Origin of the sequence: Chryseobacterium soli, from assembly GCF_000737705.1 — a bacterium.
Classification (GTDB): Bacteria; Bacteroidota; Bacteroidia; order Flavobacteriales; family Weeksellaceae; genus Chryseobacterium; species Chryseobacterium soli.
This window is the reverse complement of the sequence record NZ_JPRH01000001.1, coordinates 332859-359274: the sequence shown is the minus strand read 5'-3', so window position 1 is coordinate 359274 and position 26416 is coordinate 332859. Positions and strand designations below refer to the sequence as shown.

Genomic DNA, 26416 nt, shown 5'->3' with positions numbered 1-26416 from the left:
GTTTTAGTTAAAATTAGGCAGGTTTTTAAGGTCTATTTCTGAACGCTTATTGGAAAAGATGAATTTTAATTTTGGGGTTTATTTTCCTGTTCTTTTAAATCATCTTTAAAGAATGAGCTGAAAACGAGCTGCATATTGGGAAATGAAGGGTTTTCCCAGAATTTTGAAGTGTAGCTGCTGCTTTCTTTTTTGAATTTTACCTTTTCAAGGTCATTTTCATTGATAAAACCTAACTCAGTAGAGTAGAAGTTACTGTACGCCATTAACTGATTGTAATTTTCTTCAGATTTGTGTTTCAGTTTGAGGAAATCAATCTCGTTATATTCCATCAGGTCTTTCAGTGTTTTCTTGGAGTCTTTTTCAAATGCTATATTGATGATTCCTTTCAGATCAAAAAACCGGAATCCCAGAAATGCAAATTCTTTTTGCTGAAGAAATTCCCCTGTAATTTCTATTTCGTCCTTTCGTTCCCCTTTTAATTCCTTCACTTTGGTGTTTTTCTTTTTGTATTCTTCCAAATTTCCCACGTTTTTCATTTCAGGAACGGATAAGGAAGACGCATAATCCCATGAAGCGGTCTGTTTTTTTTCGCTTTTTGGATCATCCAGACGATAGACTCTGTACTGCTCAACGTTGGTGCTTTTCAGCTTCTTCGTTTTATTATCGAAAATATAAGTTACAATTCCGTCTGCATAGCAGTTTAACCTTTTATTTACGGTTACGTAAGAATTGAAATTTCCTTTAATAAAGATGTATTTTGCCGGTTTGGTATTTTTAATGACAATCGTTTCAATTTCGTTTACCTGATCATTCAGTCGGATGATATCCTTATCAAAGTCAGAATAGGATAAGGTAGCTACCGGAAAGTTATCATAGACAATTTTAAATTTTTCCTGCTCCGGGCTCAAGGATTTTTTATCAATTTTTCCATCGATATCAGAATACGCCAGAATATTTCCATCTTTTCCGAAAACAGAAACCTTGGGTAATGGGTTGGAACTTTTATCTGAAATAAAAGTAATGGTTTGCGCGCCAGCAAGATTGAACAGCAAAATAAACAGAAGATAAAACAGATGATTCTTTTTCATGGTATATGGTAAGAGGTATTAAAAATCAGGTTTATTTATAAGACGCATGAAATTTGAAATGGTTGCCTGAAAGTTTTTTCAATATTCAATTCTACCCATAAAAAAACGGGTTATTTAATCCTTAAACGAGACAAATATAGATGTTTTCTCCTTTTTTTCATGCACTTAGAAAAATATTGTATTTTTACCCGTTCCTAATTTAGGGGTATATTTTAAAGGAAAAGCTTAAGTCTTTTGCTTTTTTCTTAATTTTTAGATTCTGATGAATAGCTTAACAAAAAGATACCATTATTACCGTTTTTTTTTCAACACAAGAAAGTTGAGAAAAAATTTTCCATTCTATAAAGTGGAAACGCTGGCAGAAACGCTGGATGAAATTATAACTCATAAAAAAAATATCAGCAGGTTTGGAGATGGAGAGTTTCGTTTAGTACTGAATACTTCTGGTATTGGCTTTCAAAATGGGAGTATTGAATTAACGGAGAGGCTTAGAGAAGTTTTGGCCTCCAATTTACCCAATCATCTTATTGCCATTCCCGAAACTTTCTCTTTGAAAAATAATCTCAATTGGCGGGTAAAATTTTGGTGGCTGAATTACATCAACACGGTAGGAGTTCAGATCTCGCAGCATCTTAAACCTGAAAAAAAATATTCCAATGCTTTTATCACCCGTTTTTATTTAGATTACGAAACAAAAAAGCATATTCCGAATATCCTGAAGAAGTTTAAAAAAATTTGGGAAGATCAGGATGTTCTAATTGTGGAAGGAGCATATTCTCGTTTAGGCGTTGGAAATGATCTTTTTGATGGAGTAAAATCATTGAAAAGAATACTTTGCCCCACGAAAGATGCTTTTTCTGCCTATCATGAAATTCTTTCTGAAATTAAAACCCATGGAAGAAATAAATTGGTTCTTCTTGCATTAGGTCCTACAGCGACAGTAATGGCTTTTGATCTGGCAAAAGAAAATATCTGGACAATAGATACTGGGCACGTAGATTTGGAATATATGTGGTACCTGCAAAATGCACAGGAAAAAATACCGGTTGAAGGAAGGCTGGTGAATGAAGCCACAGAACAGCTCAACCTTGAAATACCAACAAACGAGAGATTGAAATATGAAAAATCCATCATAAAGACAATGTAACTCGTGATCTGAAAATTCTTGTGACCGAAAAGTTCAATCTTATATTTTTGAGCGTCTTTCATTATGAATGTTGGATGATTTGAAAGGCTAGTATATCCCTGTAATACACGTTTCTGAAATAAATGTTATATTTGTTTTAAATGTACACACACAATGATTAAGAAAAGATTTGATCAGGTAAACCGACTTATAAAAGATAGATTGGCTTTTGAGAAAATTAAAAAGAACACCCCTGAAAATACTCCCAAAGCGGTATTAGTGAGTATTAAGCATCACACCGTTTATCACCGTTTTTTTTACCTGCTCCTGAAATTTTATAAACTTTCTGGTTATAATGTTTATTACCCAATGGACTTTGCCACATTTAGGAACATCCGTAATAAAGAAAAATATCTTAGTTTAATTATAAGGGAAGATAATTTCTTAATCGTTAATAAAAAATATAAGCCTGAAAGCTATATTGAAATAACAGATGAGATGTTCAGCCCGGACTATTTTTCCAGTTATTTTGAAAAGGGAAATAATACAACAGGGGTTTATCATGTTCCGATGAGCTTTCATCCCCTTATGTATCATCATGGAATCTGGAATTATAAAGTTGATCTCAACAAAAAAAGAATCAATTCAATTTTTTGCTATGGTAATTTTGATTCTCAGGCTTACCTTGACATCAAGAGAACAGAATTTTCGGTGGTGCCAAGAACTGAACTTCTAAGTTATTTTGAAAGTAAACCGGAATTTTTAGCATTTGCCGGAAAGCCCGATATGCTGAAAAAAATAGAAGAGGGGAGCTTAGAGAGAAAATATGCTTTTGCTATTAAAGAACATTTTGAACTTCCGATGGAAGACGTAAGAGAAACTTTATCTCATTTTAATTTTTACTTGTGCTGTCCGGGAGTGGTAATGCCTTTGTGCCATAATGTAATTGAAGCAATGTCTGTAGGAACAATTCCATTGATTCAGAAAGAATATTCGGATGTAATGTATCCGAATCTTACGGATAGGGTTAATTCGATCATTTTTGATGATTTGGAACATTTGAATGTTATATTACAAGATATTTTTGAAATGCCCGAACTGGAAATTGCCGAATTGAGAAGAAATGTGTTACAATATTTTCAGGATAACCTTACACCGGAAAGTGTCATAGAACATCTGAATAACAGCATTAAAAATAAAGAAATGGTTTATTTACAGGCTGAACACCGCAGTGTGAAATTCCTGCGTTAAATAGCTTTATTTGATGCTCTCTATAACAATAAAAGATCCGGAGAAGAAAATATTTTCTCCGGATCTTTTTTATTAGCTCCCGAAGTAAAACTTGCAATACCGATCAGTTTACAAGTTTTATATTTGGGAATATGAATTTCAATTATTTTAAAGAGGAATGTCTTAAAACAAAAAAGACCAGTCGTAAAGACCGGTCTTTTTATTTATTTCTGTTAGGAGTCCTTCTTAGAAAGGATACTCATAAATTTCAGATTCATGTAGGTAAGGGTTTCCTGTAGGGATCAACTTTAATTTAGATAAAGCTGTTAATACAGTAAACATAAACAATCCTGCTACGAATAAAACAGCACCTAAAATTAATAAGAATACTTCAGGAGTGTTCCAGTAAGGTCCTACCGTTCCCGGCATTACCATGTTGAAGTAATCTAAAAGGTGACCTAAGATAACCACTACTGCCATTGTTGTTACCACTTTGTAGTTTCTCTTGATGCTGCTGCTTACCAATACCAATAATGGTAATAGGAAGTTGATGATCAACATGGGTAAGAAAGTAGTACCATAATGCTGGAATCTTCCAAAGAAGTAGTTTACCTCTTCCGGTACGTTAGCATACCAGTATAACATAAACTGTGCAAACCATGTATATGTCCAAAGCATACTTGTAGCGAAAAGGAATACTCCTAAATCGTGTAAGTGGTTATCATTGAACTGAGGAAGGAATCCGTTTTTCTTAAGGTATACACTCAATAGGATGATTACTGCAATACCACTTGATAAACAACTTACCATTGAATACCAGATATACATTGTAGAATACCAGTGAGGGTCAATAGACATCAACCAGTCCCACGCCCAAGCTGCAGATGCAAATCCGAAGAATGCAATATATCCAACAGCCCATCTGTAAAGCATTTGATAGTCTATTCTTGATTTTGTTTCGTCTACTTTTTTAGACTGAGCTTTTAATTTCCAGGCAAAGAAAGAAGCACCTACTACGTAGATAATCGTTCTAATTGCATAGAAAGGAATGTTCAGGAATCTTTTCTTTTCAAATAAGATCACATCGAAATGTGCAGATTCAGGATTGGTCAATTCGGGATCCATCCAGTGGAATAAGTGGCCATTATGAGTGATATTCAATATCATCATGATAACCAGGATTGCTCCTCCGTATGGAATGTAAGAAGCGATAGCTTCCATTACTCTTGTAATAATGATTGGCCAACCTGCGTGAGCTGCGTGCTGAATACAGTAAAAAAACAGTACAGCACAACTTACTCCAAAGAAAAAGACAGCCACAAAGTGCAATGATGCTAAAGGCTGATTATGAATCTGAAGTTCAGCATGCTCTAAATGAGCTGCATGATCCTGAGGTCCTATCATTTCACTTGAATGTGTAGGCGCTGTATGACCTGAAGCATGAACAGCTTCCATCATCTGTTCTATTTTCTCAGTACTGATTCCTTTATTTAAAAAGAAGCCGATACCAAATAGAACTAAACCTACAACAAGAAGTATTATAGAAGTTGATTTTAATTTTGGTGAAAAACTATACATTTCTTTTCTTATTTTTTAGTTGCGGTAGAATCTGTTTTAGCTGCTGGAGCCGCTGCTGCTGGAGCTGCATTCTTTTTGAATGCACTCATCACATACATAGCAACTCTCCATCTGTCTCCTGCGTTTAATTGTCCTGCATAAGAACCCATCGCATTTCTACCGTTTGTTAATACATAATGAACAGATCCTACAGTAATTTCTCTATCAGCATAGTTAGGTACACCAGAGAAAGCACCAGATTGTACAATTGGACCTTGTCCATCACCTCCTGTTCCGTGGCATGCCGCACAAGTATGATCGAATAACATCTTTCCTCTTTCAATATCCTTAGCTGCATTAGCCGGATTAAGAGGAGATACCGTCATCTTCTTAGAAGCGTCATATCCTGCATTATATTGATCTGCATTTTTAGGAAGTAAACCTTCTTCAAAAATACCATCTTTATTTTGAGCCACTGAACCTTCTACTGGAGCAAGACCTGTTGCAAAACTGTTTTTAACAAACGCCGGGATTTCATTCTCATGATCTGAGTAGGCATCCTGAGCTTTCATTAATGGATCATAAGCTACCGGAAAGTACATATCTGGAAAATATACCAATGGTGTATTTTCTTTTGGTCCGCAAGAATTAAGTAAAACTGTAGTTAAACCTAAAATTGCTGTAATTTTTAATACATTCTTTTTCATTTTAAGCGTCTTTAACAGTTATTTCTTCCACTCCAGTCTCAATCAGTAACTGTTTTACAGATTCTACATCTTCAGTTACAAATTCCATCATGAATTTATCATCTGTCGTTCTCGGGTCAGGGTTTTGTGCGGGAGCTCCTGGATACATTTTATTTCTTACTAAGAAAGTCAAAGACATCATGTGAGCGGCACAGAAAACCATTAATTCGAACATTGGAACTACGAATGCAGGCATGTTGTGTCCCCAGTCAAAAGCAGGTTTACCACCAATGTTTTGAGGCCAGTCATGATTCATTACGTACCAGGTAACTGTTGCACCGATCGTAACACCGTAAAGCGCGTAGATAAATGCAGCATCAGAAATTCTTGTTTTCTTTAACCCTAAAGCCTTATCTAGTCCGTGAACAGGGAATGGAGTATAAACTTCGTTTATTGATATTCCTTTATCGTTGAATGCTTTAACGCCGTTCATTAAATCGTCGTCATCAGCATAAAGTCCGTATACAATTTTAGTGGTGCTCATCTCCTTCTTTTGCTTTATAAGTTTCACCTGAAATTTTCAGAATCGATTTTAATTCAGCCTGTGCAATTACAGGGAATGTTCTTGCATATAATAAGAATAATACAGAGAAGAATCCGATTGTTCCTAAGTATACACCCACATCAATGATCGTTGGTTTAAACATAGTCCAAGATCCTGGTAAGTAATCTCTAGAAAGGTTGATAACGATGATATCAAAACGTTCAAACCACATACCGATGTTGATGATCAATGCAACGATGAAAGTCCAGATAATATTCGTTCTCAATTTCTTGAACCAGAATGAAGCAGGAACTACAAGGTTACAGATAATCAATGACCAGAAAGCCCACCAGTAAGGTCCTACTGCCGCACCTGGCGAAAGATAGGTAAAGTCTTCAAATCTTGATCCAGAGTACCATCCGATAAAATATTCAGTTGCATATGCTACTGTTACCATACCACCGGTTAGAACGATTACGATGTTCATAATTTCAATATGATACATTGTAATATATTCTTCTAAGTGACACACTTTTCTAGCGATCAACAATAGTGTTTGTACCATTGCAAATCCTGAGAAGATTGCTCCTGCAACGAAGTAAGGTGGATAGATCGTAGAGTGCCATCCTTTAATTACTGAAGTTGCGAAGTCAAAAGATACGGTAGTGTGTACTGAGAATACAAGTGGAGTTGCTAATCCTGCAAGAACCAAAGATAATTCTTCGAATCTCTGCCAGTGTTTTGCTTTACCACCCCAACCGAATGCTAGGAATGTATAAATTTTCTTTGTCCAAGGAGTTTTTGCTCTATCTCTGATCATTGCAAAGTCAGGAATTAATCCCATGAACCAGAATACCGTAGATACTGAGAAATACGTAGAGATCGCAAATACGTCCCAAAGTAGAGGAGAGTTGAAGTTCCCCCAAAGAGAACCAAACTGGTTAGGAAGAGGGAATACCCAATATCCTACCCAAACTCTACCCATGTGGATTACAGGGAAGATTGCCGCCTGTACAACTGCGAAGATCGTCATCGCTTCCGCTGAACGGTTTACCGACATTCTCCATCGCTGTCTAAATAATAATAATACTGCGGAGATAAGAGTTCCGGCGTGACCGATACCTACCCACCATACGAAGTTGGTAATATCCCAACCCCAGTTAATAGTTCTGTTAAGCCCCCATGCTCCAATACCTGTCCCGATAGTATAAGCGATACATCCAAATCCGTAGATGAATAGAATCAAGGCTGCATATAGTGAGATCCACCATAATTTACCTGCTCTTTCTTCTATAGGTCTTGCAATATCTTCTGTGATATCGTGATAAGTTTTGTGACCAATAATCAGAGGTTCCCTTATCGGAGCTTCGTAATGTCCTGACATTTTTTACCTATTTATTATTTAAACGTTATTTTTCTACTCTGTTTCTTACTTTAGTGTGATAGAACACGTTTGGTTTTGTTCCGATCTCCTCAAGTAAATAATATCTTCTGTTGCTAGAATATAAATCTCTAACTTCAGACTCTTTATCATTCATATCTCCAAACGTCATTGATCTTGTAGAACAAGCAGATGCACAAGCAACAGAATCCTTAAATTCATTGTCAGTTACTTTTCTGTTTTCCTTCTTAGCATTTAAGATGGTTGCCTGAGTCTTTTGGATACACAATGAACATTTCTCCATTACCCCTCTTGTTCTTACAACAACATCAGGGTTAAGTACCATTCTTCCTAAATCGTTATTTTGATTGAAATCAAATTTATCGTTTAAGTTATAAGTAAACCAGTTGAAACGTCTTACTTTATATGGACAGTTGTTTGCACAATATCTTGTACCGATACATCTGTTATACGCCATGTGGTTCTGACCTTGCTTACCGTGTGATGTTGCCGCAACCGGACAAACAGTTTCACAAGGAGCGTGGTTACAGTGCTGACACATTACCGGCTGGAAGATTACATCAGGATTGTCTGCAGGATTTTCTAGAGCTCCTTCAATACCTAGAACTTTACTTCCGTATAGTTCAGGAACAGCCATTCCTTCTTTTAATCCTTCATATACTTCCACTTTCTGTCTTGAAGAATAGTAACGGTCAATTCTTAACCAATACATATCTCTTGACATTCTGATTTCTTGTTTACCTACAACAGGAACGTTGTTTTCTGCCTGACAAGCGATAATACATGCTCCACAACCCGTACAAGAGTTCAAGTCGATAGACAAGTTAAAGTGAGGTCCGTCTGTATCATCAAAAGCGTCCCAAAGGTCGATTTTTCTTGCAGGAAGAGCTCCACTGATGGTGTGATATTCCAAAGGCTTGTTCCATCCTTTGTGCTCATCATCAAAAGGTACTCCTATAAAGTCTGCTAAAGGAACTTCTTTAGCGATTTCATAACGACCCATTAGGGTGTTTTGAAGCTGGATACCGGCAAACTCATGATCTTCTCCCGTTTTCTCGATTTTCACACCAGACATTGTCAGGTTAGAACCATCAAATAAAGGATAAGCGTTTACTCCTGTATCAGCAGTTGCTCCTGAGTTCTTTTTACCATATCCAAGCGCTAGACCTACTGATCCTTCTGCTTGTCCCGGCTGAATAAATACAGGAACATCTTTTATTGTTACTCCGTTTATCGTAAGATTTACAATAGAACCGTCTAACTGCATTCTTGCATTAAGATCATTTTCTATTTCAAATTTTTCCGCATCTTTCGGAGAAATAGTCAAATAATTATCCCAAGACATTCTGGTAAGAGGATCAGGTAATTCTTGCAACCAAGGATTGTTTGCCTGAGTACCATCTCCCATTGAAGTCTTAGTATATAATACCAATTCCAGTTCAGAAGCTTTAAAGTTTCCTAATTCAGCAACTGCCTGTGCAGCATTTCCTCCTGCATAAGACAACGTTGTTGCATTGTTGGAAGTAACGATACCGTTATATAAAGCTTTATTGAAAGAAGTTGCTCCCAAAATAGAAGCAGCACTGCCTTTTAAATAATCGTAGTAGTTATTAGATGCGCTGTTTTTACCGTTTTTCCAAACCAATAAAGATTCTTCAATCTGTCTTGATTTGTAAATTTTTTGGATAGTAGGCTGCATTAATGTATAAATTCCAGTCTGAGGTTCCATATCTCCCCAAGACTCTAGCCAGTTAGCTACAGGAATTACAGCTTTCGCGGCTTTATACATTTCATTTTTCTTGTCAGCAACAGCAACTACGCAGGCAACTTTAGATAAAGATTTTTTGAAATCTTCTCCTTTTGGATGAGAGTAAATTGGATCTACGTTGTTTGTAATTAATACTCCAACCTGACCTGCATTTACCCATCCTAAGAATTCCTGGTATCTTGCTTTATCAAATTCTTTTAGGAAGTTCGCTTTACCTGTGAAAGCTACAGAGCCTAATTTTTGGTTGATTAAGTGTGCCAGAACCTGAGCTCCTTTAGATCCGTCTGCCAACACAACAGCTTTACTGTTCTTAGCTTTCAGCTCTTTTACGATCTCAGATGCCGTTACGTCTGCAGGAGTTGTTCCTGTAACGATAGCGTTATAAACTTCAACTAATGTTTTGTTTATCGCACTTGGCTTTAATCTGTATCTTGAGTCAGCATTTGCACCAGTGATAGACATGTTGGCTTCTACCTGAATGTGTCTCAACATGTTTGGTCCCGGCTTTCTTGCTGCTGCATAAGATGTTTCTAAGCTTGAAGCATTGTAATCTCCTAAGAAATCTGCCTGGAAAGAAACAACTAGCTCTGTACCTTTAAGATCATAAACCGGTAATGCTCTTTGTCCGAAAACTTCCTGTGCTGCATCCAGAGAAGCAGAGTAAGGAATCGCATCATAGGTTACTAATTCAGCAGTAGGATATTTTGCTTTAAATTCAGCGAATAACTTTTTGAAAGTAGGTGAAGGGAAAGAGTGCGATAAAAGCACAATTTTCTTACCTGCTGACTGAGCTTCTGCCAAACCTTTAAGAACGAAATCATCTACTTTATCGAAAGTTTCGTCTTTACCGTCAAGTTTAGGCTGCTTTACTTTGTCATTATCATAAAGAGAAAGTACACTTGCCTGAGCTCTTGCGTTAGTTTTACCTAAATCTCCAGCTGACGGGTTTGGATCTATTTTGATAGGTCGTCCTTCACGGGTTTTTACTAAAACACTAGCAAAGTCAAAACCATCAAAATAGGTTGAAGCGTAATAATTTGGAACCCCTGGAATAATATCGTGTGGTTTTACCACGTAAGGGATCGTTTTAATTACCGGAGCCTCACACGCTGCTAACGTAACAGCAGCTGTTGAGAATCCTAGTAATTTTAAGAAATCTCTTCTTGAAGTACTAGATCCGTTTTGTTCAGCATCTCCAAGGAAATCTTCTACCGGAATTTCTTCCTGAAACTCTTTCTGAGCCAGCTTATTATTTAAAGCTGGATCTTTAAGTTCATGAATACTTCTAAATTGTATTTTATTTGAAGCCATTTATACTTCTAATTTTTAGTTATTAATAATGACATTTACCACACTCAAGACCTCCAATTGCATCTACAGTGATCTTACCGCCATCCTTAGGATATTGTTTTTTCAACTTTTCATGTAGATTTTTGAAGTACTCTTTATTATAACCGTTGTTCATATCAACTTCTGTAGTTCTATGACACTCGATACACCATCCCATAGTGAAGTCATTAGCCATCTGAACAACATTCATTGTGTCAATTTTTCCGTGACAAGCTTTACAAACAACATCAATTTTGTTATTTGGATTCTTCTTGTTGAAAGAGTTGATGATTGCCTGTTCTCCTGCTACTACGTGCTGAGAGTGATTAAAGTAAACGAAATCCGGCATGTTATGGATTCTTGTCCATTCTACTGGCTGCGTTTTACCTGTGTACTGCTGTTTTTCAGCATTCCAACCCGTCGCGGCATAAATCTTCTGGATTTCTCCGTCATAGAATGCTTTGTCTTTTCCTGGCTCAATGTATTTACCGTTGTATTCGGAGATGGTTCTGTGACAGTTCATACAAACGTTCATAGAAGGGATCTCAGATACTTTACCGTATTTAGCACTGGAGTGACATAACTGACAATCGATTTTGTTTTCTCCAGCGTGGATTTTGTGAGAGAAGTAGATAGGCTGTTCAGGTTTGTACCCTTTGTAAACCCCGATCCACATGATCCAGTTCCAAACACCATAAGCGGCTAAAATTGCAAGAATAGTAAGCAATCCTTTCCCAATGTAGTGGTATTTTTCATAAATCTCGCTGAATGAACGAACTCGCGTTTCGTTAAGACCCACTAGTTCCTCAGATTGGCCTAATTTCACTAATTGTCTTAGTTTAATTAAGATCCAAACTAATAAACCTGCAATAGCAATTAATGAAATAATCACAATGCTTGTAGTGGTTTTGTCTGCCGGTGCAGCTGTAGCCTCACCAGCCGGAGCTGTTGTTGCCGTAGGTTCTGGTTCTGGTGCCGGAGGATTAGTTGTAAATGCTAAAATGTCGTCAATGTCCTTATCGGTAAGATTAGGAAACTGCAACATCTCAGTCTTATTAAATTTTTCGAAAATCTCATTGGCGTATTTATCCCCAGAAGCTCTTAGAGCTTTATTGTCTTTGATCCACTTGTGAAGCCAATCTTTGTCTACCCCGCCTTCTGTCTTCACTCGTTCTACAACCCCTTTCAAAGGTGGTCCTATTACTTGTTTGTCCAGCGCGTGACATGCAGTACAATTCGCTTTGAAAAGTTTCTCGCCGTTTTTAGGATCGCCGTCTTGCCCGTAAATTGAAGCACTGGTTGATAGCAATAATCCTATTGCAATCAACGTTTGTTTATAATGCTTTCTCCAACTAATCATTTAAATTATCTTATGTTAGTAAAATATTGAACATTCAATCAATCCCGCAAAAATAATATTTTTAACAGGAATTTAACGGTATATACAAAGGGGAAAATATCATTTACGTTTAATTTGTATTGATTCTAAATAACTCTGTTTGGTATAATTTTTTAATTTGTATAAATTTGCGGAAACAAGTTTAAATGAGAAATTTCATAAAAATATTTTCGATCGTATCATTATTTGGATTTTATAGTATTGAAGCACAGCAGGTTGTTAAGAAAGATACACTTGCCGGAACCGAGCTTATTATGACTATGGATTCCAAAGTGAGCTCGGCGTTGGAGAGCATTGAAGACAAATGTTCAAGGGTAGCAGTGAATAATAATTCCACTCGGGACAGTGCAATTGATAATCCATATACTCCTTCCAAGCCCACTAAGATTTATGTTCCGAGCAGGGAACTCACCAATGCGGAGATTTGTAGAAAAAATCCTAGAATTTTAGGATACAAAATACAGATCACCACGGTGAAAAGTAATGAGGAGGCGAATGAAGTAAAATCTTATTTCAGAAAGAGATTTCCTAATTTAAAGGTTGAAACTGACGCATCGCTAAGACCTAATTACAAAATTTTAGCAGGAAGCTATTTTACCAAACAAAGTGCGGCATCAGACATTTCGAAAATAAAGGAATATTTTAAATCTGCGATCCCTGTACAGTACAGAATTTTCTGTGCAGAAGCAAAGTAAATAACCCCATAAAATAAAAAAGGCTGAGAATTTTCTCAGCCTTTTTCTATTGGTAGTAAGTGTCTAAAAACCAGAAAAATTCAGACATTCTTATGAGGTTGTTTATCAGTAGGTAAACAAACAATATGCTTATACTAAGAGCTAGGAATGACAATGTTTTTGGTGCTGACCGGTAGGAGTGAAAAAGCCATCCCAACAGGAGTGGGTACACAAAAATAAAATGTCCTCCATAGATATATGAAGTGTGGAGCCCGAATCTCATAAAACAATGAATGAGGATATCCACAAAGAACGAAATAACAATTACCTGCACCAGTTTATTCTTGAAATTTCTCATATAACTCCAACATAAAAGGATCAATATAATTCCAACAAAGATATAAGGTACCCATGAAGAATAGGTGTCCATAAAAAGTCCTTTATAAGCAAAACCTTTCATGTTATTCTTGTCACTGATGATAAAACTTGGAAATAAAATGTTTCCTCCAAAAAAGAAAGAACAGATCATATCCCAGATAGGGGTAGACTTTACATTTGAGAATTTCTCATATTGCTGGTTGGTCTTTGAAAATATAGTTTGATATTTAAAATCAATTCTGTTGAGATATAATAAAATGTAAGCTATACATGCGATACTTACTCTAAGCGCTGCACTTCCCAACTTTTTCCAATTCTTAAAAAGTTTTTTTTCAAATAATACAGGTATAAATACTTTCACGATATTCGTTACCGTTAGGCCGCCAATAGTAATCCCGGCCAGTACTAATGCTGAAGCAGGAATTTTCTCCTCTTTCCGGATTTTTATAGCAGCATAGTGATTGTATAAGGTAAGTAAAAATAGAGTATATGTAAAATTTTCAGGAGTAAAAGAAAGGATGATGTTTGTAGAAAAAATACCAAAAAATAAGATGATCAGTAAGGTAATTATTAGAGGTAACTGAATTATATTTTTCAGATATTTAAATACCTGTACCAAGCTTAAACTTATCGCGATATTACTAAACCAAGCTAAGGTAAGTCTGAATGTGGCATCCATTTTCCCATTTGAAATAAATAGTGCAATGGCTCTTATCCAGTTGAAAAAATAATAGGAAAGGGGATGGCGTTCAAAGCTCCCACCAGTCATCACAATCGCTTTATTATCGAAGCTGAAATAGGCATCCCACGGAATCCTGCTGTCGAATATAATTCTATAGTGAAGGGCAATATAAGAGCCTAAAATCCCATAACAAACTATGAAAAATAAGAAAACAGCCCATTCAATATAATTGCAGGGAAAGAGGAGTCTTAAAAAGTGAACGAATTTTATTTTAATAGTAGACACGTGTCAAATTTTTGCAAAAGTAAAATAAAAAAACCACCAAATTTGGTGGTTTTACAATATTATATGAATGTTATTATTGTTTAATTACTTTTTCTGTAGTGGAAGTACCGTCAGTAAATTCAATTTGAATCAGGTAAGTTCCTTTTGGAAGAGAAGAAATGTCTGGTTTACCTGCGTCTGTTTTCATAACAGCTTTTCCTGAAAAATCTAAAACAGCAGTCGTTTTTACTTTTTTATCAGTTTTAATATTGATTTCTCCTTGGGTTGGATTAGGATAGATCGATGAATGTTTTATGGCGCCTGCAACTTCAGAAGTAGCAAGTACTTGAGTAGATTTGAACATTCCACCAACGGTAGCTGATGTATTAAGACCTCCTGAATAACATGTACTTGCATTAAAGCATTTTACATCGAAATGTAGTACTCCTGTATCCAAAGCGGTCCATGTAGTTCCATTATTGGTGCTTTTCCAAGATCCTCCTGCTGAACTTGTTGCCACTAAAATTGTGGTTCCGGGAACATAGGTGACATGATCAATGTTATTGGCTGCTGTAATTCCGGTAAAGGTTAGTGAGGTCCAGTTTGCTCCTCCGTCCGTTGTTCTGTGAAGAGTAAGGGTCAAAGGTGCGCCTAATGAGGAAAAAGTTTTTCTGAAAATCATTCCTGTATTAGCATCACTCCAAGCCATGTTTCCATTGATGGTAGCGCTTCCAAAATCACTGATGATAGAATTGGTTGCAAGTGCAGTCCAGTTTAGACCTTTGTCTGTTGATTTGTAAATTCTTCCTTTTCCGGTATAGAAAAACATGTTATTACCTACAGCATAATAACCACCATTGTACCCATATTCAGCTGCAAGAGGATTGGGAATGTTGCCAGCAGGAACTCTGGTCCAGGTGGTGCCACCGTTAGAAGTTGTATACACCTCAAATTCTCCACTTTCAGGGTCCCCTCCAGCAACTCCATTATTGGCGTCAAAAAAATGAACATAATTAGTCCATGATTGTCCAGCGGTAGTTAACAAAAGCTGATTGGTCCATGTTGCACCACCATCAGAGGTTTTCCATACACCTCCAAGTCCGTCAATATCATCAAATGCTCCTACCCAGGCTGTCGTAGCACTCACGCCGGAAATATTGGTTATTCTTAAGTCAGGATTACCAACGTTAATGGTGCCGGGGGTCCATGTTGTACCGCCATTTGAAGTTTTTGTAAATTCTTGAATGTTATTTGCTGTATCATTTCCGTCAACTGCAAAAGCCCAAACAGTATTGGCGTCATATACTTCCATTCCATTGATTCCCCTTGAGGCAGTAGCGAAACCTGTATTTTGAGTGCTCCAGAATTGAGAAAAAGCAGTAGAACTTATTAATAATGCAGTAATAGAAAGTAAAATTCTTTTCATGGTAATTTTTTTTCTTAAAAATAGTCAAAAAATATAAAAATCATGAAAAATATTCACTATTAACTTGAAATTATTAATTATTTCTCATTATGAACTGCATGAAAGCATAGAGCAGCCCGTGGTGTCATCGTATGTTCGAGGCCTTTTTACAGAAAATTCAGGATAGAATTCTTCATAAGGATTTTCTAATGCTTTTGTCAGTTTATCGAACATTTCAGTTTTTCCAAGAGTAATTTCTTCGATACATTCATAAAGAAGATAGTTTCTCAGGGTAAATTTTGGATTTGCAGATCTTATTAATGCTAATGAGTCTTCTTTTGATATGGTATTTAGATGAAGTCTGGCTGTATATTTTTTGACGAAGTCCTCTAATTTTCTCATTTTTTCTTCATCTAAAATGGAGTAGGAGGTATTTTCAAAAAGAGATTTTAGGTTGCTTTCTGCTTCTAATTTTTCTAGCTGATTAAAAAATAGAGTATAATCGAAATGAAGTTCCTGCATTAAGGCTTGCCAGTTAGTGAAGAAATCTTCATCATTGTCCTGTAGATTATTAAATCCAAACTTTTTGCAGAGCATGGTGTCATGAGCATTCCAGAAATAAGTACCATACTGGTTTAATGTGTCCTCTAAAAATTTCTCATCCTTAATTAATGGGTGGAGCGCATTGGCGAGTTGCCAGAGGTTCCACTGGGCAATCTGTCCCTGATTTCCGAATGCGTATCTTCTTCCGGGGAGATCGGTTGTGTTTGGAGTAAAATTCAGTTCATATTCATCCATCATTGAGTAAGGTCCATAATCTATTGTTAAACCGAGAATAGACATATTATCGGTATTCATCACTCCGTGTACGAATCCTATTCTGAACCATTCCACCATCAGATCAGCTGTTCGTGTACAGATATTTTTAAAAAAATCCTTATACTTCTCAATTCCTTCTGAAATAATCTCAGGAAAATAGTTTTCAATGGTAAAATCGGCAAGTTTTTGGAGGGTTTCGTATTCTCTTTGCGCAGATAATAATTCAAAATGACCGAACCGAAGGAAGCTTTCCGCAGTCCTTACCACCACGGCTCCCTTTTCTTCCTGAGGATTTCCATTGTACATGATGTCGCGGACAATATTTTCACCGGTAAATGCCAGGCTTAATGCTCTTGTAGTCGGAACTCCCAGATGAAACATAGCTTCGCTCATTAGGTATTCGCGAACGGATGATCTTAATACAGCTCTTCCGTCAGCATGCCGGGAATAAGGTGTTGCTCCGGCACCCTTCCATTGGATTTCATTTCTTTTTCCTGAATGATTGATGATCTCTCCTGCTACAATAGCTCTTCCGTCTCCCAGCTGTCCGGCCCAGTTCCCAAACTGATGTCCTGCGTAGGCTGTTGCATAGGTCTGGATGTTTTCAGGAAGATGATTGCCCACGAGGAAGTCAAGGTCTTTTTCCTCAAATTTTCCCAATCCTATTTCTTCCGAAAGAGGTTTGTTAAAAGCAATTAGTTGCTGACCTATAAAACCCACCGGGCTAATGGTGGCGAATAATACTTTCGGAGTGTTTCTCTGCATGGTATTACCTGAAAAATCTCCTGGAAATATCTTGATAAAAGGCTGTCTGATCTTTTCAATATTCATTCTTCAAAGGTATTAATTATAAAAGAAAAGACCTTCCAAATTAATGAAAGGTCTTGTATATATCTAAAAGAGAATTTATTTATTGAAATCTACCTCATCTGCTGAATGAAGGTTTTCATTGATATTTTCTTCTTTCTTTTCAGTACTTTTTTTAGGGTTAGGTTCTGAAGGTCTTGGATTTTTAATCTCATCAATCGTCTGAAGGCCTCCATCATCTCCATATCCGCCACTTAAGCCTTTAAGGCCTGAACATCCGTCTTTCCAGTCTGAAGGTTTGGTGAATTTGTCATCAGGGCTAATTCCTAATGTTTTATCAGCCCAGACTTTCTTCATGAAGATTGCCCAGATTGGTAATGCCATTTTCGCACCCTGTCCCTCACCAGTTCCAAAGAAGTGGGTTGCTCTGTCTTCCCAGCCTACCCATGCTCCTGTAGCTAGTTTAGGTGTAATTCCCATAAACCAACCGTCAGAGTTGTTCTGTGTGGTACCAGTTTTTGCAGCAATCTCTACCGCTTTTGAAATACCTCTTCTTCCCAATTCTCCTGAAGCGGTTCCGTATTGTGCTACACCTTTCATTAATTCAATCATGGTGTATGCATACAGCGGGTTCATTACTTCTTTCGGTTCTACATTTACTTCTTTGATTACTCTACCGTTGGCATCTTCAATTCTCCATACCATTTCCGGTTTGTTGTAGTTTCCGTAATTGGCAAAAGTACTGTAAGCCCCAAGCATTTCATAAATGGTAATATCTGATGAACCTAGTGCAATGGTATTGTTTCTAGGAATTTCTTCTGTAACCCCTAGGTCTCTTGCTGTTTGAATTACAGCATCCACACCGGTCATTTCAATAAGTCTTGCTGCAATCGGGTTTTGAGAATGAGCTAAACCATCTTTTAGGGTAAGCATTCCTCCTCTTCCCGGAACATGCCATCCGTTATGATCATAGGTTGCGTTAGATACCGCTGAACAAGGTGTCATTCCTAATTTCATAATTGCTGTAGCATATACGAAAGGTTTGAATGTTGATCCTACCTGTCTTTTACCTTGTTTAATATGGTCATATTGGAAATGCTGCCAGTCTATACCACCTACCCAGGCTTTGATTTCCCCACTTCCGGGAACCATTGACATTAAGCCTGCCTGTGCGATTTGCTTATGGTATCTGATAGAATCCCATGGAGACATTTCTACTTCTTCCTCTCCGGCCCAAGTAAACCTTGATGTTTTAATAGGCTTTTTAAATTCCATCATAATGGAATCTTCCGGCATGCCATCTGCTTTCAACAGTTTGTAACGCCCGGTTCTTTTCATAGCCTGAAGCATCACACTGCTGATCTGTTTATCATTCAGATAATAGAAAGGTCTGTTTTTTCTGCCTCTTTGTTCGGCATCAAATCTTTTTTGAAGGTCTGTTAAGTGCTCTTTAATTGATTCTTCTGCATACTTCTGCATTTTAGAATCAAGCGTAACATATATTTTCAGACCATCTTTATAAAGATTAAGTTTCTTGCCAGTTTCTTTTTCGTAACCATCAAGATATTTATCGATCTCTTTTCTTAAATAAAACTTATAATATGCGGAATATCCGTCAGTTATATTTTTTATAGGATGGAAATCAACAGTGATAGGGGTATTGATAGCCTTTTCATATGTAGCCTGATCAATATATCCTGTTTTCTGCATCTGGTCTAAAACAACATTTCGTCTTTCCTTTGCTTTATCAGGGTTTCTGTACGGATTGTTCTTTCTAGGGTTCTCAAGCATTGCTACAAATGTAGCCGCTTCCGGTAAAGTAAGTTCCGATGTTTTTTTATTGAAATATATTTTAGAAGCCATTTCAATTCCGTTTGCATTGAAAAGGAAATCAAATTTATTGAAATAAAGTGTGATGATTTCTTCTTTGGTATATCTTTTCTCTAAACTTACTGCAACTACCCATTCTTTCAGTTTCTGAAATGCTCTTTCCACTTTATTTTGTGATGCATTTCCTGTGAAAAGAAGCTTAGCCAGCTGCTGGGTAATGGTAGAACCTCCACCTCGTCCACCTCCGTAGGCAACAGCTCTGGCTACAGACTGCAGGTCAATTCCTGAATGCTCTTTAAAACGCTCATCTTCTTTAGCCTGTAATGCATAAATAAGGTAAGGAGGAAGATCTTTATAAAAAATAGGCTGTGTTTTTTCCTTTTCAAATTTGCCCAAAATGTTACCGTCTGAAGAAATAATCTCAGAAGCAACAAAAATGTCTGGGTTTTCAAGTTCTTTTACATCAGGCATTTCTCCTACAAAGCCTTGAGAGACTGCAAAGAAAATCCCTGAAATCCCTAAAACTACCGCAATGAGTCCAATCCAGATAAATCTAACCCATTTTTTCCATGAGGTATCTTTTTTCTTTTTGGGAGGAAGGGGGAACGTTTTTCCTTTGCTTCCTGCATTTTGTTTGTTTTCTTCCATTTATGGTTACGGTTTAGCCGTTTCTATTTTTACTCCGATATCCTCAATCCCTGGAAGGTTGTCATTTCTCATCGCTTGAATCAAGCCGATTTGATATTTACCTTTTTCCGGGAATTTATATTTCAGCCTGTATTGAAAAAGAGCTTCTTTCGTGTCACCAAAACCTGTACCAAGCCATTCTCCGTTTGGCTTTGCTAGTACATAATTCAAGGTGTCTGTTTCTTTTTTCTTGTTTTGGAGATTGGTGAAATTCACAATGAATCTTATATTGCTGTAAGGGTAATTATTGTTATTTCTTACAACAAATATAATATTTTTAGGATTCTGCGGATCTGAAATTTCAAGATTAAATTTCTGTTCACTTTTCTTATTCCATTTGTTATCAACAGAATTCATGATGATATCTTCTCCTTTCGAAGAATTACAGCTAAAGAAAAGGATAAGGGTAAGAAATCCTAAAATTTTATGCATTATTATCTTTTTTTGGAGGGTATTTCTTTTTGAATTTTTTCTTGGCCGGATTTTGAGGCTTTTTTTCAGCATCAGAACCTGTTTCTGCCTTTTCCAATTGAGGTTTCGGCTGCTGCTGTGGTCTTGGCTGCTTTGGCTGGTTATTGGAATTAGCATTTCCATTACCATTTGCCTTTTCAGGTCTTTCAGGACGCTCAGATTTTTCAGGTCTTTCGATTCTGTTTCTCTTTTGCCCCTGGCCTTGACCCTGCCCATTATTCGGTCTGTTTTGATTTCTGTTTCCTCTGTTTTTCTTTTCAAAACGGTCTACATTATTCTCCTGAATAAGGTCAATGCTTTGGAACGGGGTATCAGGCTGCTTCAAGTCTTCCAGCGGAAGAGATTTTTCACCTCTTTTGTTTTTTGCGATTAGCTTTTTAACCAGTTCAATGTCAAAATCATACCATGCAACAGAGTTGTCGATATACGCGAACCACATTTTTCTTTTGAAAACGTCTATTTTGATACAGAATGCTCTTCCTTTTTCGGTGTCTAACGTTGTAGAAGAAGAAGGAAAATTACTTAATGTATCAAGATAACTGTCTAGTTCATAATTAAGGCAGCATTTAAGCTTTCCACATTGTCCGGCCAGCTTTTGAGGATTGATACTCAACTGCTGATATCTTGCAACATTGGTGTTTACCGATCTGAAATCGGTAAGCCAGGTAGAACAGCACAGTTCTCTTCCGCAAGATCCTATTCCGCCTACTTTGGCAGCTTCCTGTCTGAAACCGATCTGTTTCATGTCGATTTTAGTTCTGAAAGCCCCTGCATAATCTTTGATCAGCTGTCTGAAGTCGATACGGTTGTCTGCCGTGTAATAAAAAGTGACTTTTGAGGCATCACCTTGATATTCAACATCAGTAACCTTCATTTCAAGGCCGATTCTCTGGGCAATTTTTCTTGCCTCTATCTTTACACTGTCTTCTTTTTTTCTTGCTTCCTGCCAAACTTCAAGATCTTTTTGATTGGCCTGTCTGTATATTTTTAGAATAGATTCTTCAGGAAATTTTTTCTTTTTCATCTGAATCTTTACTAATTCTCCGGTGAGGCTTACTACGCCTACATCGTGTCCCGGGCTAGATTCTACTGTTACTATACTACCTATATGTAAAGGGATATTATTTACATTTTTATAAAATGACTTTCTATCATTTTTGAATCTAACTTCCACTAAATCACACCTATTCTGGGCGGGATTATTAATGTCAGAAAGCCAGTCAAAAACACTTAATTTATAACTATTACCACAGGTATTTACACTTTCACAGCCATTCGCGGTTTTCTTGGGTCCGCAAGAATGTGCAGAATCGCCGGATGTTTTGCATCCACAACTCATAATTTATTATTTATAATCTTGCAAATTTATGTAATTTTATCTTTATGCAATTCTAAAATACTCAAATATTCAATAACATCAATGTTTAACATTAAACAATAAATCTGTTAAGCATCTTATTGGTTATTAAACGTCTAAAAACTAACTGTTTATAATGAAACATTCTTAAAGTACTATTTTAAACATAATTTTCTTTTAGCATATTGTTTAAAATATTAAGATTTATTAACAGGTGTATTCAAAATAATTTTATATTTGGATTATATAATAACAGTCTATGAAAAAAATATTAGTATCAACTGCTTTATTGGCGGGTGTTCTATCTTACGCAGGTGGCTTCAGGGTTTCTCTGCAGGGGGTAAAACAATTGGCAATGGCGCATACTAGTGCTCATGCCGAAGATGCAAGTGTGGCATTCTTTAACCCAGCGGGTATGTCATTCATTCCTTCTAAACTGAGTGTCGTAGCAGGAGGATTCGGCGCAAGTAACAAAGTTACTTTTCAGAACTTGAATACTTTACAGAGTACATCAACGGATAACCCTATTGGAACGCCTCTTTATGCAGCAATTGCATACAGGCCGATAGAGAACTTATCAGTTGGTTTCAGTTTTTCAACACCTTTTGGAAGTACCATTGAATATCCAAGCAATTGGGAGGGAAAAGAAATGGTTCAGAAACTGGAATTAAAAAGTTTCTATTTTCAGCCGATGGTTTCGGTAAAGCTGGCACCATGGATATCATTTGGTGCAAGTTATATCTACGCCAGAGGACAGGTAAATTGGGATAAAGCAGTTACTCAGTTTGGAGGAGAGCTTAACCTTAAAGATAATAAGGCCACTGGTAGCGGTTATGGTTTTGGTTTCTATTTCAGACCGGATCCAAAGCTTGATGTAAGCGTTGCTTACCGTTCACCTGTAGATATGAAGGCTAAAAATGGGGTCGCAACATTCAGTTTCCCATCACAGTCTATTTACACATTATTAGGATTAAATGCATCAACAGGTCAAGACAAATTTACAGCAACACTTCCGTTAGTAGAAGAATATACGGTTGGATTAACATATAAAGTGACTCCGAAATGGTTGGTTTCTGCGGATTTCAATTATCATGGCTGGGAAAGATACAGCAAGCTGACGCTGGATTTTGCAACAGCTCCTGTTGGAAACCAGGCAGATCCTACTATTCTTGTTGCTCCTAAAAACTTTAGAAACTCAAAAACATTCAGATTAGGAACACAATATGCGTTCAGTGATATGATTTTTGGACGTTTGGGAGCTTACTATGATGAAGCACCTTATTCTAATAAAAATTTTATTGCTGAAACACCTTCATTTAATACATATGTAGTAACAGGAGGAGTAGGGTTCAAGTTTAAACAATTCGGGGTTGATATTGCAGGCGGTTACGCGATGCCTCAATCCAGAGATGTAGAGAATGATTACCTTGGTTTTTATGGACAGGCTAAGGCCACTGCGTTCTATTTCGGTCTAGGTTTATCCTATAATCCCTTTTAATTGAAAGACTATGAAAAAAATTATAATATCAACATTTGCCGTCTCCGCACTTCTTTTAACAACAGGTTGTAACAACGACTTTGATACTGATGTGAAAGATATCGCAGTAACGAAAGGAGACGCAGATTTCTCTAAATATATTGCTTTAGGAAACTCACTGACTTCAGGGTATAGAGATGGAGCGCTTTATAGCAGCGGACAAAATGAATCTTACCCAAGCATGATTGCTATGCAAATGAGTCTGGCAGGAGGTGGAGCTTTTAAGCAGCCTTTAATGCCTAATGATGTGGGAGGATTTAACAATCTTCCTGGGTTTTCCGGAAAACTTACACTTCAATTGGTTAACGGATCCGTATCTCCGGTTCCAAGTGCTCCTGCGGCTGCATTAGATAATGTATCTGCTGGTGCCCCTTATCAGAATATGGGAGTACCGGGTGCGAAATCATATCACTTGGTAGCACCAGGATATGGGAGTCAGGCTGGTCTTTTGACGGGAACTGCTAATCCTTACTTTGTGAGGTTTGCTTCTTCTGCTACCACCAGTGTTTTAGCGGATGCTATGGCTCAGAAACCAACCTTCTTCTCTCTTTGGATTGGAAATAATGATGTTTTATTATATGCTACCAATGGAGGAACCAACTCTCAGACGGTAGGAGGAGTTACCACCTATACTACGGCTACGGTTCAGACAGGAAACACAAATCCTGCAACATATAAATCAAATGATATTTCAGATCCGAATGTAGTGGCAGGTTCTATTAAAGGAGTTCTGGATGGTCTTAAAAGTGTAGGAACAACAAAAGGAGTTATTGCAAATATCCCTTATGTTACTTCAGTTCCTTATTTTACGACAGTTCCTTACAATCCTTTGACGCCTACGACTTTGGGAGCTAATTTAGCAACTCTTAATGCGAGTTTATATGGTCCTTTAAAACAGGCGCTTACCGCTTTTGGTGCAGGAGATAGAATTAATCTGCTTTCTTCTACGACTTCAAACCCTGTTTTAATTAAAGATGTATCTCTTACGGATTTATCAGCTCAGCTTACTGCAGCGTTAACTCCATCTCTGGGATTACCGACAGCAACAGCTTTTGGGCAGATCTTTGGACAGGCAAGACAGTCTACTAAGGAAGATTATATTCTTCTTACTTCAAGTTCTGTGATTGGAACTACTGCACCTGGTGCACCAGCACCGGTAAATGTGTACGGGGTTTCTTATCCGTTACAAAACCAACATGTTTTAACAAAAACAGAAGCGGCTTATGTAAAAACAGCAATAGATGCTTATAACGGTTCTATAAGATCACTTGCTGATACTTATGGATTGGCCTTTGTAGATGCCAATGCTAAAATGGTTGACTTAAATGGTCAGTCAGGTATTTCATTTGACGGGGTAAAATACACCGCTAAATTTGTTACAGGAGGAGCATTCTCTCTGGATGGAGTACACCTTACAGGTAGAGGATATGCTATCGTTGCCAATGAATTTATTAAATCTATTAATGGTAAATATAAATCTACGCTACCACAGGTAAATCCTAATGGTTATTCGGGAGTAAAGTTCCCTTAATATGACAGATAAATAAAAAGTTAAAAACCACAAGAGCGTTTCTTGTGGTTTTTTTTTAAATTTGCAAATCTTTAAAAAGTAAAAATGGCCGAACAGTTAAGTTATCTATTTTCAACAAGGACTAGTAAGGACTTGGCAGAAAAAATTGCCCAGCATTATGGGCAGGAACTAGGGAAAATCAACTTTCAGGAGTTTAGCGACGGGGAATTTGAACCTGTTTTAGACGAATCTGTAAGAGGAGGTAGAGTGTTCCTAATTGGATCTACGTTCCCACCAGCAGACAATCTTTTAGAACTTCTTCTTATGATTGATGCTGCAAAAAGAGCTTCTGCGAAAAGCATTACTGTTGTACTTCCGTATTTTGGACTTGCAAGACAAGACAGAAAAGACAAACCAAGAGCGCCAATCGGCGCAAAATTGGTCGCAAACCTTTTAACTGCTGCTGGAGCAACAAGAATCATGACCATGGATCTGCACGCAGACCAAATCCAGGGATTCTTTGAAATTCCGGTAGATCATTTGTATGCATCCAGTATTTTCGTAGACTATATTAGAGCGCTGAACTTAGACAGTCTTACGATTGCTTCACCGGACATGGGAGGAGCAAAAAGAGCAAAAAACTACGCAGGTCACCTTGGTGCTGATGTGGTAATTGCTTACAAAGAAAGAAAGAAAGCTAATGTGGTGGAAGAGATGTTCCTTATCGGGGATGTAGAAGGAAAAAACGTAATCCTTATTGATGATATGATCGATACTGCAGGAACGCTTTGTAAAGCTGCGGATATCCTTATGGACAAGGGAGCGAAATCAGTAAGAGCGATGGCGACTCATGGTGTACTTTCTGGTAAAGCTTATGATAATATTGAAAACTCGAAATTGCTGGAAGTAATTGTAACTGACTCAATTCCTGTGAAAAATAATTTGTCAACTAAAATAAAAGTGCTATCTTGCGCCCCATTATTTGCGGACGTTATGAAGATGGTTCATGAGCATCAATCAATTAGCAGTAAGTTTGTTATTTAATTGATTATCAGAGTCTGGCGATTACTTATTAAAACAATTTTTTAAATTTTTATAAATGAAATCTATTACAATTCAAGGTGCAAAAAGAGAAAGCGTGGGCAAAAAGTCGACAAAAGCTTTACGTGATGCTGAATTAGTCCCTTGTGTTGTTTATGGAGGTACAGAACCATTAAACTTCTCTGCTGCAGAGAAAGCTTTTAAAGGTTTGGTATATACTCCTGAAGCACACACGGTATCTATTGAAATTGACGGTCAGACAATCGCGGCTGTTCTTCAAGATATTCAGTTTCACCCAATTACGGACAAAATTCTTCATGCTGACTTCTATCAGTTATCTGCTGATAAGCCAGTTGTTATGGAGGTTCCTGTAAGACTTACGGGTCGTTCTAAAGGTGTTGTAGCTGGTGGTGTTTTACGTCAGTCTTTCAGAAAGTTAAAAGTAAGAGCAATCCCTGCTAATTTACCTGATGAGATCGTTGTAGATGTTACTCCGCTTAAAATCGGTAACAAACTTTATGTTGGAGGCATCAAAGCTGAAGGCTTTTCATTCGTACACCCGGACAATGCAGTTGTTGTAGCTGTTAAGATGTCTAGAAATGCAATGAAAGGAGGAGCAGTAGCAGATGACGATGATGATGAAGAAGAAACAGTTGAAGCTGAAGGAGCTGCTCCTGCAGAAGAAACAGCAGCTGAATAAGAATTGCTTACTCAACAATACTATTAAACCTGTCAATTTTTTGGCAGGTTTTTTTATGGGTAAAAAAATAAATTCCAAAATCTAAAACCTTCAATCTCTTGTATTGAATATTTCTATCAACTGAT

20 protein-coding genes are annotated in these 26416 nt (G+C 37.2%); 7 read left to right on the top strand and 13 right to left on the bottom strand.

The window, feature by feature from the left end; translation table 11 throughout:
* Positions 1-65 precede the first annotated feature (65 nt).
* On the bottom strand, positions 66-1088 hold the full coding sequence (locus IW15_RS01595) for a hypothetical protein (protein WP_034708766.1): 1023 nt from the start codon (positions 1086-1088) through the stop codon (positions 66-68).
* 319 nt (positions 1089-1407) lie between these two features.
* Here IW15_RS01595 and IW15_RS01590 point away from each other — a divergent pair, with 319 nt between their 5' ends.
* The gene (locus tag IW15_RS01590; RefSeq protein WP_165585149.1) at positions 1408-2235 is read left to right on the top strand and encodes a GT-D fold domain-containing glycosyltransferase; all 828 of its coding nucleotides are present in this window, start codon (positions 1408-1410) and stop codon (positions 2233-2235) included.
* A gap of 153 nt (positions 2236-2388) precedes the next feature.
* Positions 2389-3465: a hypothetical protein gene (locus IW15_RS01585; protein WP_034708764.1), complete on the top strand. Its 1077-nt coding sequence runs from the start codon at positions 2389-2391 to the stop codon at positions 3463-3465.
* Between the two features lie 225 nt (positions 3466-3690).
* On the opposite strand, the gene IW15_RS01580 is transcribed toward IW15_RS01585, so the two are convergent.
* From IW15_RS01580 to IW15_RS01555, 6 genes are read right to left on the bottom strand one after another with little or no spacing between them, the layout of a single operon-like run.
* Entirely contained in the window at positions 3691-5022 is a 1332-nt protein-coding gene (locus tag IW15_RS01580; RefSeq protein ID WP_034708761.1) for a hypothetical protein, read from the bottom strand.
* Positions 5023-5030: 8 nt separating this feature from the next.
* Positions 5031-5708: a c-type cytochrome gene (locus IW15_RS01575; RefSeq protein ID WP_034708760.1), complete on the bottom strand. Its 678-nt coding sequence runs from the start codon at positions 5706-5708 to the stop codon at positions 5031-5033.
* 1 nt (position 5709) lies between these two features.
* The gene (locus IW15_RS01570) at positions 5710-6231 is read right to left on the bottom strand and encodes a DUF3341 domain-containing protein (protein WP_034708759.1); all 522 of its coding nucleotides are present in this window, start codon (positions 6229-6231) and stop codon (positions 5710-5712) included.
* On the bottom strand, positions 6218-7615 hold the full coding sequence (gene nrfD, locus IW15_RS01565) for an NrfD/PsrC family molybdoenzyme membrane anchor subunit (protein ID WP_034708758.1): 1398 nt from the start codon (positions 7613-7615) through the stop codon (positions 6218-6220). The genes IW15_RS01570 and nrfD overlap by 14 nt, the downstream gene beginning before the upstream one ends.
* A 25-nt stretch (positions 7616-7640) precedes the next feature.
* Complete coding sequence (locus IW15_RS01560) at positions 7641-10712, bottom strand: TAT-variant-translocated molybdopterin oxidoreductase (protein ID WP_034708757.1); 3072 nt, start codon at positions 10710-10712, stop codon at positions 7641-7643.
* Positions 10713-10734: 22 nt separating this feature from the next.
* Positions 10735-12090, bottom strand: a complete 1356-nt coding sequence (locus IW15_RS01555; protein ID WP_034708756.1) for a c-type cytochrome — start codon at positions 12088-12090, stop codon at positions 10735-10737.
* A gap of 185 nt (positions 12091-12275) precedes the next feature.
* On the opposite strand from IW15_RS01555, the gene IW15_RS01550 reads away from it, so the two are divergent.
* Positions 12276-12824, top strand: coding sequence for an SPOR domain-containing protein (locus tag IW15_RS01550; protein ID WP_034708755.1), 549 nt, complete (start codon positions 12276-12278; stop codon positions 12822-12824).
* Between the two features lie 46 nt (positions 12825-12870).
* Here the strand turns inward: IW15_RS01550 and IW15_RS01545 are convergent, their stop codons facing one another.
* From IW15_RS01545 to IW15_RS01520, 6 genes are all read right to left on the bottom strand, one after another.
* Positions 12871-14148, bottom strand: a complete 1278-nt coding sequence (locus IW15_RS01545; protein WP_228384294.1) for a DUF6080 domain-containing protein — start codon at positions 14146-14148, stop codon at positions 12871-12873.
* A gap of 73 nt (positions 14149-14221) precedes the next feature.
* Positions 14222-15553 carry a T9SS type A sorting domain-containing protein gene (locus IW15_RS01540; RefSeq protein WP_034708754.1) on the bottom strand — a complete coding sequence of 444 codons (1332 nt, stop codon included), beginning with the start codon at positions 15551-15553 and terminating at the stop codon, positions 14222-14224.
* Positions 15554-15640: 87 nt separating this feature from the next.
* Positions 15641-17182, bottom strand: coding sequence for a protein adenylyltransferase SelO (locus tag IW15_RS01535; RefSeq protein WP_034708753.1), 1542 nt, complete (start codon positions 17180-17182; stop codon positions 15641-15643).
* Positions 17183-17257: 75 nt separating this feature from the next.
* Positions 17258-19636 carry a transglycosylase domain-containing protein gene (locus tag IW15_RS01530; protein ID WP_034708751.1) on the bottom strand — a complete coding sequence of 793 codons (2379 nt, stop codon included), beginning with the start codon at positions 19634-19636 and terminating at the stop codon, positions 17258-17260.
* Positions 19637-19642: 6 nt separating this feature from the next.
* Positions 19643-20107, bottom strand: coding sequence for a gliding motility lipoprotein GldH (locus IW15_RS01525; protein WP_034709799.1), 465 nt, complete (start codon positions 20105-20107; stop codon positions 19643-19645).
* Complete coding sequence (locus tag IW15_RS01520) at positions 20100-21485, bottom strand: PSP1 domain-containing protein (RefSeq protein WP_034708750.1); 1386 nt, start codon at positions 21483-21485, stop codon at positions 20100-20102. The genes IW15_RS01525 and IW15_RS01520 overlap by 8 nt, the downstream gene beginning before the upstream one ends.
* A gap of 277 nt (positions 21486-21762) precedes the next feature.
* Between IW15_RS01520 and IW15_RS01515 the strand changes: the two genes are divergently transcribed.
* The 4 genes from IW15_RS01515 (at position 21763) to IW15_RS01500 (ending at position 26291) form a co-directional block, all read left to right on the top strand.
* On the top strand, positions 21763-23001 hold the full coding sequence (locus tag IW15_RS01515; protein ID WP_034708749.1) for an OmpP1/FadL family transporter: 1239 nt from the start codon (positions 21763-21765) through the stop codon (positions 22999-23001).
* Between the two features lie 10 nt (positions 23002-23011).
* Complete coding sequence (locus tag IW15_RS01510; protein WP_034708748.1) at positions 23012-24571, top strand: SGNH/GDSL hydrolase family protein; 1560 nt, start codon at positions 23012-23014, stop codon at positions 24569-24571.
* A gap of 84 nt (positions 24572-24655) precedes the next feature.
* Positions 24656-25594, top strand: coding sequence for a ribose-phosphate pyrophosphokinase (locus IW15_RS01505; RefSeq protein WP_034708746.1), 939 nt, complete (start codon positions 24656-24658; stop codon positions 25592-25594).
* A gap of 55 nt (positions 25595-25649) precedes the next feature.
* A complete protein-coding gene (locus tag IW15_RS01500) occupies positions 25650-26291 on the top strand; it encodes a 50S ribosomal protein L25/general stress protein Ctc (RefSeq protein WP_034708744.1) in 642 nt (213 codons plus the stop codon).
* The last annotated feature ends 125 nt before the right edge of the window (positions 26292-26416 follow it).